Consider the following 12,364-nt stretch of genomic DNA (forward strand, 5'->3'; position numbering starts at 1 on the left):
TCCTGACCATTTACGGATCAGAGCAGGCTAGGATGGTGTTGCTACTTATTTGTAATACATATCAGCGTACAAATACGCCAATCGGTTTGATTTACAGCGTGTTGAATGCCTCCGTCAGAACCGGTACGATTTGTGATTTGCGTGATACTACGCCTTTCAAGAGCGCTCTGCTATCAGACAGCGTCACATTGTAGGCTTTCTCCACAGCTTTAGTGGATGTACCATATGCCAGAGCTACGGAATCGTTGTTCAGAATGTCTGTTACGACAAATACAAACAGGTCGAGACCTTTGCTGGAAATGATCGCATCAATAGCTGCTTCAAGCTCAGGTTGCTTCACGAGAACATCATTCACGTCAACGGCATTAACCTGTGCAATTTCCACTTTGGATTGACCCATTACGAATTCTTTGGCATCCAGGGAAATCAGTTCAGCAATTGTTTTTTGGCTCAGATCCGCGCCGGCTTTCAGCATGTCCAGACCATAGCTGTCTGCATCTACACCAGCAATGGCAGCCAGTTCACGTGCAGCAGCTACGTCCTGCTCTGTGCAAGTCGGGGATTTGAACAACAGGGAATCGGAGATAATGGCAGACAGCATCAGGCCAGCAATCGGTGCACTCACTTCGATGCCATTTTCTTTGTACATTTTATTCAAAATGGTTGCTGTACAACCTACAGGCTCTGCACGGAAATACAGAGGTCCGTTTGTCTCAAAGTTAGCAATACGGTGATGGTCGATAACTTCAACAACAGTCACTTCCTCAATATCGCTTACACTTTGCTGACGCTCGTTGTGGTCAACCAAAATAACTTTGTTTACTTCATTTGCAGCTGTTTTAATCAGACGTGGTGCTGCAATTTTGAATTGATCCAGTGCAAACTGGGTTTCACCATTGACTTCGCCGAGGCGAACCGCTTCAACGTCCTGACCCAATTTTGTTTTGAGATCCGCATAGGCGATTGCCGAACAGATCGTATCCGTATCGGGATTTTTGTGACCGAAGATTAACGCTTTTTCCATATTCATAGCCCTCCGTCAATTCTGATTTATATAAGTTTAACCAAAGAATGTTTACACTTGCCACTCCGATGACAGAATAACCTTCCGATCGCTGTTATCCCCAGATTTTTTGATTCCCTTTTTAAAGGGAAAATCCGGTGATAAGCATACGCTTCCGATGCAGCTTTCTTTCAGAAAGCTTTTAGGCGAACGCTCCGCTTCTCCAGCTTTTTTCTGTCCTCTCCGTTCTCGTGTAAAAAGTTTAGTTGAACTTATATAGAAAATATATGTCATATTTCAATCATACCCTACTGATTATAGCGCTAATAAGGCTTAATTCCAATCCCTTTACAGCGAATTAATTGCAAATCATTCTCAGGCAAGTCATTTTGGAAAATAGCCAAACTTGGTTCATTCCCCTCAAGTCGATATAATATGTATCCTATTTATTCCATCGTACAACCTTATAAATTAGCATACGAAACTCTGATACGCAACGAAAACATTAAATCTCAGGCTCTTCCGCGCTCTGCCCTTGCCGTACAAAAAAGGTCTGTAGACTGCCGTCCTCGCTAATCTCCAGCAGGTTCAATTGCGCTCCGTAGGCACAACCACCATCAATGCCAATTTTGTCTCCGCTCGGGTCAAACCAAATGCCTGTCTCATCATGCAAATGCTTCACGGGGGTGTGTCCAAATACGACCGTCTCTCTAATCGTCGTTGGTCTGGAATAGAATGATTCACGAATCCAAATAAAGTCCCGCTCGGACTGTCTTCTCCAATCCTCGATATCCGGGTTGATCCCGGCATGTACAAAAATATAACCCGGAATTTCGTACACCAGCGGAAGCTGTTCCAGAAAACGAAGATGGTGTTCATAGTGTGTACGTATCCACTTTTTGGCTTCAGTGTAAGCATTCCAGTCCATCTGCTGCTCATCAAAAGTAAGATCCAGATAACTTGCTATCGTCTGTAACCCGCCATTACGAATCCAGTGTTGGTCATAATCCTCAACATCATGAGTCAATGCCTTGACCATCATGGCATCGTGATTTCCTTTGATCACCATAATATCGTGCTGTTGCTGAAGCTGCATAATCTGTTCGATCACCTGTTTGCTGCTTGGACCGCGATCCACATAATCACCGAGTAAAATCAATTCATCCTGCTGCGGATTATAATCTGCAAGCTTAAGCAGTGCATTAAATTCATCGTAACAGCCATGAATATCACTAATGACACATCTGCGCATGTGAACCTCTCCTCTCCCTGATCACGCAAGAGTATAACCGGACCCTTGCAAGAGCAAGATTCCGGTCTGTTCAGAGTAGTTATTCCCGCTTAATCACCATTAGTCCTGCTTGAGTCCAAAGGCTTCTGCAATCAAGCCGAATGAGCGCAGACGTGCTTCAAACGAATGAACCGCTGATGCAATAATGACTTCGTCTGCTTCATGGCGTTCAGCCATTGCGGTAATTTTGTCTTTCACCTGATCCGGTGTTCCCACGATGGAAAAAGAACGACGTTGACGAATCTGTTCCATCTCCATCGCTGTGTATGGATAGTTGTTCACCGTATCCAGAGATGGGAATGAACTTTGTTCAAGACCTCGTCCAAGGCGTAAGAAGAAAAGTTCATTGCTGCGCGCAAGTTCAGCCGCTTCTTCCTCTGTCTCCGCGCAGAATGCCGAGACAGCAATCATTGAATGTGGTTTGTCATTCAGGATGGACGGCTTGAAATGTCTGCGGTAATGTTTCATCGCTTCTTCGCCGCCTGGTGTTCCGAAGAATTGGGCAAACGCATATGACGTCCCTTGCGCCGCAGCAATTCTTGCACCTTCGGAGCTGGAACCCAGTAACCACACTTCTGGTACCGTGGGAACCGAAGGTCCGGCTACCAGAGATGCAAACCGATGATCCTCGGGCAACTGCTCGTGGAAGTATCCGCCCAGATCCGCGATCTGTTGCGGAAAGAATTGTACATTCGATGATTTGCCTTCATTCAGAGCTCTGCTGGCAATTGGCATGCCCCCTGGTGCTCTGCCAATCCCAAGGTCAATCCGCCCCGGATGCAAAGCTTCCAGCAGACGGAAATTCTCTGCAACCTTATAGGCACTATAATGAGGTAGCATAACTCCACCGGAACCTACGCGAATTCGATCCGTATGTGCAGCCACATGTGCAATCATAACTTCAGGACTGGAGAAAGACAGCGCACCACTACCGTGATGCTCCGACATCCAGAAACGGGAGTACCCCAATTGATCCGCATGTTGTGCGAGTTTCACCGTTTCCTGCAACGTATCCTGTACACTTCGTCCTTCATTGATATGTCCATGTTCGAGTACACTCAGTTTCATATATATTCAATCCTCTCGTCTGTTAGGTTCATAAGTACTGTGAATATGAGATCTGCGAATATTACGCGCTTTTGCTCACTTCATTCTTGCTCATTCCATTGTAACATTAATTATTACAGTTTCAAACTTTAGTTATTTTCTTTATTACCACACTTGTGCAAGAAACATGCAAAAAAACGTCACCAGCTTTTGAACTGGTGACGTTTTTGATCTGACCTATTGCAGAGAAATTGATTTATGGTGCACGTTTCGGTAACAACTTCACATACTCGTCAGACAGTTTCATCAGGCTAAGCACATGTTCATAATCGGAACGATACGGTTCCAAATCCGTTACCGGCTCGTAAGTCTTTAGCGAATAGGCTGTTCCATCGTCAAAGCCCGCACCCGGGATAAACATAATATCATCGTTGACAAATGAACCCGTCGGCAAGTAATACCGGATACCGAAGGCATTGTGGTCCATGTTGAGCAGGTCATGTCCGAAGGCAGTGAATTTCTCATCCTGTAGCGAAACTCCCATCAGATTCATAATCGTTGGCAACATATCCAACTGACCGCCTGGCTGCTCAATCACTTGTCCTTTGGTCTGTTTCGGCGTATGAATCATGAACGGGATGTTGAATCGACTTACTTTGCCGTCATAAGCAACGCCCAGATTGGCCTGGATCTGCTGTGTAATCTCTTCGTCAGCAGGCAGACCAAAGTGGTCTCCGTAGAGCACTAGAGTAGTATTATCCCATAATCCGTTCGCCTTCAACTCATTAATGAGTTGACCGATGGCATAATCCGTATAGTTTATCGCTTGCAGATAATCGTGAAGCAGTTTGTTCGTGATGGTCGCAGGAATCGTGATCCGTGCACGATCAGCGGGAACCGTAAACGGCGAGTGGCTCGATGCCGTAATGAACTGAGCATAGAACGGCTGATTCGCAGCCTGATGCGCAGTCATTTTTTCCACACCTACACGGTACAACTCTTCATCCGATGGTCCAAAGTCATTGAATCTGTCATTCTCGAAGCTGGGCTTGTCGAAGTAACGAGTGAATCCGAGTGCCGGATACATCTTGTTCCGGTTCCAGAAGGTGACGTCATTGACGTGGTACGTCTCGGACTCATATCCCTCTTTCCCCAATAACTTGGGAAGACTCGGCAGTTCGCGGTCACTGTACCCTGCTGACATGGGAACAACTCCGGTTGGATAGATAGATGTGTTCGACATGAACTCCGCGTCTGATGTGTTTCCCTGTCCGATCTGTTGGAAAAAATGAGAGAAATAATAGCTTTCTTTGGCCAGATCATTCAGTACCGGTGTTAACTCCTGACCGTCTAATGAAGCATTAATCGGGAAATTCTGAAAGGACTCCAGTTGCAGTACAATCAGGTTACTGCCTTTGGCCTGACCAAAATATTTGGCTTTCACAGCTGAGCCGTTACTTGGTTTATCCTGATACGGATACTTGCTAACCAGCTCATTGATCTTGGCAATTGTTTCGTTAATGTTGCCATTCGCAATGGCCTCATTTTCTTTGCTCGTCAGAATGGCGGACGATACCTGATAGTTCAGGAAACCGAGATTCTCGGCCCGAACCAGCTCATTATCAATCGTTTCACCTTTGACAATAAAACTGCCAGACAGCACAATGCAGAATGCAGCGGTAAGCGCAACGCCGAGCTTGCCCCAGTAACGTCTGCGAATTCTGCCAAACGTCAAACCGCTATCGCGGTAACTGCTGCGGTTACGCCCGCCAGCACGTTTGCGCATAATCAACCATATTGGCAATGCCAGTACGATGTCTGCAAAAAACAGAAAGTGCTCCGGTCGTACCAGTGGTCCGATACTTCCCCGTACTTGGGCAACTTGCCCCAGCTCACTTAGCGCGGTATAGGTGGGTACCGAACTGAAATGAACGTTATACAGCGTAGCCGCGAACAGCACCAGAGAAAACAGAACATTAAATCCTCCGTATACTGCTCGCTTCCAGCCTTTGGGCACGATCAGATCCAGCAGGCATACCACAGTTAGTGCGCCTAATGCGTCAGTTAACATACCGATGCCGGACAGACCCTGGAAAAAGAAATACCGCAACAGCGATAACTTCAACAGCATAAGAATGAATAACACGGCGAATAAGGTCCGTGATGAAGTTCGTTCATTTTTGGAATTATACATGGTCGCTTTCAACCCTTACCCTGAAATTTTACGTTCATTTTACAAAACGCATATTTCAGTATAACAGTTTTCTGGTTGCTATTCCATGGAAGTTCCGTGTAGGACAGGGTGAGCGTTACGCAATTGTAGAGATATCCGTGTTCTGCGTGTCTGCTCCCTCTCTCTGTGCCTTGATGGCTGCTTGTGCAGCAGCAATTCGTGCATAAGGGATCTGTTCAGGCAAACAGCTTACGTAATCCAGACCAATGCGGTGGCAGAACGTAATCGACTCCAGATCCACAACATTTTCTCCACAGATTCCTGTCTTTAGATGAGGTTTACGAATTCGACCTTGGACTACAGCCATCTCCACCAGTTGTCCGACTCCCTCAATGTCCAGCACATGAAATGGGTTATTCGTTACCATACGAGAGTCCGTATCCCGTTGAAGGAGAAGGAGTTGCTTCTCAGCTTCATGGCGACTATATCCAAACGTCATCTCTGTCAGCTCATCCGTGCCAAACGAGAAAAAGTCAGCCTGGCGAGCAATGTGAGTCGCCGTCAGCGCCGCTCTCGGAGCTTCAATCATCGCCCCCACTCTATAGAGACAATGTCGCTTCTCCTCACCAAGCACTTGGTCAGCCACATGATCCACCAGATCTCTCATCACCTGAAGTTCATGCACATGACCGATCTGTGGGATCATAATCTCGGGACGTACCCACCAGCCTTGACGGATGCCTTTCACTGCTGCACGGAAAATCGCTTCCAGCTGCATATCAACGATTTCCGGGAACACCGTACTCAGACGACAAGCCTGTTGCCCCAATGTCGGATTATGTTCATGCAATTCACTGACTCTGCGAATTACACGCTCCAGTTCCTCCAGTTCAATCCGATGGTCTTTTTGCTCCTGCCACTCCTCTGCTTGTAACCACTCACGTCGTTTCTCCAACACCCCCAGATCCGGTAACAGTTCATGCAACGGCGAATCGAGCAAACGTATCGTTACCGGGTATCCATCCATCGCTTCGAATATCTGTTCAAAATCAGACTGTTGCATCGGCAACAGTCGCTCCAAACCACGCCTGCGTTCGGATTCACTGTCTGCTAAGATCATTTTTTGTACAAATGGTAACCGCGCAGGTGATAACAGCATATGTTCTGTACGGCATAGCCCTATTCCCTCGGCCCCTTGTAGCCGTGCTATCATGGCATCCTGTGGATGATCTACATTGGCCAGTACCTTCAGCTCTTTCACTTCATCAGCCCATTCGAGCAGTAGTTGCAGATCTGATGAAAAAGGTGAGTCTGAGTTGTTATAAGCTGGACATTCATCATTAGTTACTGGCTGGATCTGTATGGGCAGATCTCCGTTGCTCGCTTCGCTGATAGAACTAGGATTTGTGTAAAGCTTCTGCACTTCCGTGATATGCGCAGGTTGGATGCGAAGAAGTGCATCCTCCTTGGTGATGAATCCTTCATGGACAAAATCCACAGTACTCCTCAGTGTGGCTGTGGAGGATAATCGTGCGGACTGGGTCTGCACAACATACAACGCGCCGGATTCAATCACAAAGGTGATTTCCTGCACTTCTCCCTTATGCGTCTCCAACTGGCTACCTATCTCCAGCAAACTTGTGTACAGCTCAGGTTCGTCATTCCGTAAACGCTCCAGGCTGTGATCTGTTTGGCTCGCGTTCCCGGTTGGGACGTATCGTCCTGTAATTCCCTTTTCTCCTGTAAGTGGGTTACACGTATATATTGTTCCGGTCCCACTTGATTCTCCACATTTTCCATGCATCATCGTCTGTATAAGAACAGGAGCGCTTTGCTCCGAAGAGATGTAATATGATTTACGCATGATCTCGTCCTGAGATCTGGATGCTTGAATACGCTGTGAATGATATACCGCACGTACTGCTTCTTTGAATTGAATTTGAACATCTTGCGGAAAAGGGTTACGCCCCTCCCCTTCAATTAAATATTTAAATTCGGTAATGGATAATTCAAGTTCCGCTTCATCCTGACCCTTGACATGACTCGATATTTCTGTGAAAAATTCAGACGGAATTGCATATACCAGCTGTCCATATTCCTCTAAGTAATCTAGATAACATTGGAGTGCATACAACCGGTCACCGGTTTGACGTGCGAGTCCTTCCACAGTAACATCATTCAGACCAACATTGAGCAGTGATCGTGTCGCAGTTGCTGATGCTCGATCCTGGTCCGTACGTACCGCGAGTAGTAGCGGATTCTCCGAATGTCCGAAGAACTTCCCGGTTTGCTGTTCCAGATGCCGGATCGCGTTAATAATCTCTTCCTCTCCTTCACCGGAAAGATGTCCAAGACGGGTACAGAACTCGCGACAGCATTCCGTTGTGACCACAAATCCGGCTGGGACAGACCACCCTGCATGGATTAGTTCTGCAAGATCAGCCCCTTTACTGCCCATTAGCCCTTTCATCTCTGCCGTACCTTCTTCCAACAGAATTACCCGTTTTGTCATTACAGCTCTCCCATCCGCCATCATGGCTATGCTTGAAGACTTCAAACCCTGCGTTACAGATCAGCCTTCACTCTAATGGTATGTCACAATCGTTCAGTCAAGGACATCCGCTTTTACATTTTGTGCTCGTTATCCAGTTTTTTGTAAACGCTACACTAAAATAAGATGAAACAAGCCTTTTGGGTAGTTGTATTGGCTCATTCATCAAAGTAAACAAAAAGATGCCCCTTCAGCTAAGCTGGAGGAACTTCACATTTTTTAGTATTCACTTACCTCAAACGTCAGCACCCGATCAAACAGGATATAATCCTTCCGACTCTTAAAAGGTCCTTTGTTGTTGTCATGTTTATCGATTGCATACGAAGCTTTTCCGCTTCCCACTTGCTTGGCTTCATACCAGTTGATGAAATCATTTACTTCTTTCATGCTCAGGTCGAATTCTGGAATTTTATTTTTTTATTGGATATAAAAAAAGCCCAAGAAGAATAAATCTCTCCTTGCGCTTCCAGATTGTAAATCTAATGAATTAGCTATTCCCATTCACCTGTTTTGATGTAAGTTGCATCATAAGCAACAATTACATTCGTTTTATCTGTTACCTTTTGTACATCATCGAAAACAACTTCTTCCTCGCCGTAATCTACTAAACTCGAATCAACTTTCTCGAAGACCCCACAATCCTTCACATAAATTATATCTGGATGATTAGAGTCATATCTTAAGCTTTCAGGAAGATCTTCACCCGAAATTTCATGCGATTCGGCAACCGTATTCGTCGATACCTCTGTCACAGGAATCATTCCAATAACAGCTACTACTAAAAGTAAGGCCCAAATTTTTTTCTGCATAGGATGTCTATTCTCCAATTCATTTTTCCTATATCATACAGTAAATCAGATTAGTGGAAACCAGCTAGTTTGTAGTTTTAGCTCCCATCCCTCAAGCCATAAACCGCAATACATCCTCAATCTTCTTCCCATGAGAGATCACACCGTAGTTCATCCACGACATGAAGTCCACTTCATACACATTGCCACTCTTCACCGCAGGCAGACGTTTCCACTCTTCTCTGTCCAGCAGTTCGCGCTCATCTCCAGGTTTAGCAGAATTTCCAGTGTCAAATGTAATCAACAAGTGATCCGCATGAAGCTGACTTAGCTGATCCAATCCAATGAAAATCCTCCGCTCGTGTCTTGTCCATTGCTGCACACGGGAGTGCGGAGTCAGTCCAAGATCCTGATAAATTACAGGGCCAACGTAACCCTGCTGATCCCCATAGAGAGTAATATCCGAAGCAGATATGCGTAAAAAAGCTACCGTCTGACCACGCATATAACGTGATAACCGACTCTTACCTTCCATTGCCTTGTCCTCATACGCACCAATTACATCTTGAACCCGATTCACTTTTCCCAACACATCGGCTGTCGATCTTAAAATGGAGCGCCAGTCCTCTCCCAGATGATCTACGTAAAAAGTAGGTGCTACCTGCTCAAAGCGGTCCAGATTCCATCGATCATATCCCTTGTTCAGCATGATAAAGTCCGGTACATTACCCAGATTAAACTGCGCATCCATCTGGCTCACATCAAATTCAGGTACGTCATCCAACCCCAAATATTGCTGCCTGCCCCAAGAATGATGCGAACATTGCAGTACAGGTTTTACGCCAAGAGCCAACACAAAGTCCTCCAGATAAGGAGCAAAGACACGAACCTCTTGACGGTGATGACGGCGGTATAACCCAGGTGAAATACCAGCATATTGCTTAAATCGGCGGCCAAAATAATACTCGCTGCTAAATCCCACATTCTGTGCAATTTCATGGATACGATCATCCGTCAGCTGCAATAGTTGCTTCGAGCGCTCCAGCCGAACCGCATTTACATATTCAAGCGGGAGCTTGCCCGTAATTTTTTTGAATTGCCGAGTGTAGCTGGCTCTTGTTAGACCAATATCTGCTGCGAGCTCATCCACGGTTATGGTCTGATCATAGTGGTCGCCAATATAACGAATTGAACTTTGAAGACGGGCACGGTCATCGGGTACTTCTGTTGCGGGGGCACTATGGCGAAGCAAGGCACGAAACCACTCCTGAAAACGAAGCTGTACCTCCCATTGCTCCAGCCAATCGCCAGTGACCTGTTGACGCAGTATTTGTTCCAAGGCTTCCAGACAGGAACTCCACGGATTGTAACTGAGTTGCATAAGAGGTAATAATGTCGGAGAATCTGGACTTTGGGAAAGTTCCTGCTGCTTCTCCGTGTTTCTTCTAGACAAAGCGTTTGAAGTCTCTTCTTTCAACTCAGCCACCATAAGATCAAGCTTATAATACTGCAATTCACTTTCTGTCCAAGGCGAACCTTCTATTTTAACGGATGTTCCAGCCGGAACAAACATAATCATTCCTTTTTCCAGATGAGATTCCCGATCTGAGCAAACTATAGAACCCTTCCCAGACGTTACAACGAATATAGCGTGTGAAGACGACATTTTGTATAACAAACGTTTATCGATATGAGACTTATGGAGATCTACGTATTCCATATGCTGAAGTGAGCATAGCCAGGGCTTGGGAATCAGTTGTATTATCGTGTGGCACATGTTCATCGTCCTTAACTGAGAATTATTATCATTTAAAATAGTGTATACGAAAAAAGAAAGCTCTTCAACCCTGACTGAAGAACTTTCTTTCTTATGGGATTATTCTTATGGAGTCATTTTTTCCAAGAGATCATCAATTTTCATGGAATTTGCCGTAATCGCACCTGATTGCCAATGTGATCTTTCCATGATGTACACCTGATTGTTTTTAACGGCCGGAAGAGATTTCCACAATGTGCTGTCAAGTACCTTCAAGGCTTCCTTGTTCTCAGGAGAAGACCATTCACCATTGGAAGGGAACACAATAAGATGATCTGCATCCAGTTGCGGCACGGCCTCTTCAGACAGAATTTCCTGGTATTCTTCCATCTTGTTAACCAGAGGATGAGGTGTTAGGCCAAGCTCCGAATAAATAAATCCGGTGAACCTATTTTTCACACCGAACAGTGCCAGTGTATCATCGTTAACATTCAATCGGACAACTGCAACGGTCTCGTCCCCGACCGCTTCCTGCAACTTCGCCTTAGCATCTGCAATCTTGGCCTCAAATGCCGCAGCAACTTCTTCACCCTTGTCCGGTTTCCCTACAACATCGGCAATGGTTTTCAAAATTTGATTGGAATCCTGCAGTACACTCTCAGGCAGACGATACGTCGGTGCCACCTTGGAGTACATCTCATATTTCTCCATATCTACCCCACCATCTACAATGATGAGATCCGGATCATACTCCAACAAAGCTTCAATACTCCCAGTAGTATCAAATTTCGGAACATCCAGTCCTAAATAATCCTGTACACCCCACATCGGATTATACCACTGCACTACAGGTTTAATATCGAGCGCCTTCAGATAATCTTCCACATATATTCCAGCAATCCGCTGTGGTTGAACCGGAATCGTCACATCTCCAAATTCATCCTGTACAACTCGTGTCGCAGGCTCTGTCTCGTTTCCAGAAGTATTTTCTCCAGAAGCTGCACTTTCAGTTTCAGTTGCAGGAGTCTTTTCCGCATTCGTAGCGGTATTTGTACTACATCCTGAAATAACCAGACCCATGAGCAGTAATGTAATCGCCCACTCTTTGAAACCTTTAACTAAACCTACCATGTTACCCTTCACCCCTATATGATCTGTTGATGTAACCGTGAGAATGTTATACACATAATATATAATGATTATCATTCTCATCTATTGCTTAGGTGAATTGTACCTTATGCCTCAGCTGACCCACAATGTACATTTGATGCTGTTTTTTTATACAAACGAAAACAACCCTGTTGGTACTCCCCCGCTTATCGCAGGGGCAACCTGCCTTGACGATAACTTTCCAACAGTTGATCCACAAAGGAATCGTTCGCCGTACCCTGTAACAGTGCAGCACCAATTAAACCCATATCATCACTCACATACCCTGCTAACTCAGGTTCGCCGGTGAGAGCCAAGGTCTGTTTGAACGCCTGTTCCCTGCATGCGCGCAGCACCTCTTCTTCAGCCACCACTTTATCTTGAGCCCATCGTTCAAAAGCTTGCATCCACTCGTCAGCAAATGCAGAGGCATCCCTTTCATCCAGATAAATTTCCACATCCAATCCTTCGAATGTCTGCTGGGTCAGAATCCGTCCCTCATTAAGATCCGCCAGCAGCTTCTCCACATCCGTTTTGCTCATTGATCTCTCCTCCAGTTCCTCATCATGTCAAATACATCTCAGGTATAACAAAACGCTTCATCAT

At 45.6% G+C, this 12,364-nt stretch carries 9 protein-coding genes and 1 pseudogene; all 10 read right to left on the reverse strand.

From position 1 onward, the window contains the following. Window positions 1–91: 91 nt before the first annotated feature. Complete coding sequence (locus QF041_RS07910; RefSeq protein WP_307413375.1) at window positions 92–1,024, reverse strand: manganese-dependent inorganic pyrophosphatase; 933 nt, start codon at window positions 1,022–1,024, stop codon at window positions 92–94. Window positions 1,025–1,508: 484 nt separating this feature from the next. Continuing rightward, complete coding sequence (locus QF041_RS07915; RefSeq protein WP_307413377.1) at window positions 1,509–2,255, reverse strand: metallophosphoesterase family protein; 747 nt, start codon at window positions 2,253–2,255, stop codon at window positions 1,509–1,511. A gap of 99 nt (window positions 2,256–2,354) precedes the next feature. Next, the gene (locus QF041_RS07920; RefSeq protein WP_307413379.1) at window positions 2,355–3,362 is read right to left on the reverse strand and encodes an LLM class flavin-dependent oxidoreductase; all 1,008 of its coding nucleotides are present in this window, start codon (window positions 3,360–3,362) and stop codon (window positions 2,355–2,357) included. Between the two features lie 235 nt (window positions 3,363–3,597). Continuing rightward, complete coding sequence (locus QF041_RS07925) at window positions 3,598–5,535, reverse strand: LTA synthase family protein (protein WP_307413380.1); 1,938 nt, start codon at window positions 5,533–5,535, stop codon at window positions 3,598–3,600. Between the two features lie 115 nt (window positions 5,536–5,650). Next, complete coding sequence (locus QF041_RS07930; protein WP_307413382.1) at window positions 5,651–8,026, reverse strand: putative PEP-binding protein; 2,376 nt, start codon at window positions 8,024–8,026, stop codon at window positions 5,651–5,653. Window positions 8,027–8,284: 258 nt separating this feature from the next. Beyond that, window positions 8,285–8,467, reverse strand: a pseudogene (locus QF041_RS07935) (hypothetical protein); the annotation flags it as partial. An 89-nt stretch (window positions 8,468–8,556) separates the two neighbouring features. Beyond that, a complete protein-coding gene (locus QF041_RS07940; RefSeq protein WP_307413383.1) occupies window positions 8,557–8,874 on the reverse strand; it encodes a hypothetical protein in 318 nt (105 codons plus the stop codon). Between the two features lie 91 nt (window positions 8,875–8,965). Further along, a complete protein-coding gene (locus QF041_RS07945; RefSeq protein ID WP_307413385.1) occupies window positions 8,966–10,636 on the reverse strand; it encodes a helix-turn-helix domain-containing protein in 1,671 nt (556 codons plus the stop codon). Between the two features lie 99 nt (window positions 10,637–10,735). Beyond that, window positions 10,736–11,740, reverse strand: coding sequence for an ABC transporter substrate-binding protein (locus tag QF041_RS07950; protein ID WP_307413387.1), 1,005 nt, complete (start codon window positions 11,738–11,740; stop codon window positions 10,736–10,738). Between the two features lie 185 nt (window positions 11,741–11,925). Continuing rightward, complete coding sequence (locus QF041_RS07955; protein WP_307413390.1) at window positions 11,926–12,300, reverse strand: hypothetical protein; 375 nt, start codon at window positions 12,298–12,300, stop codon at window positions 11,926–11,928. Window positions 12,301–12,364: the final 64 nt, after the last annotated feature.

It is taken from the genome of Paenibacillus sp. W2I17 (assembly GCF_030815985.1).
Lineage (GTDB): Bacteria > Bacillota > Bacilli > Paenibacillales > Paenibacillaceae > Paenibacillus.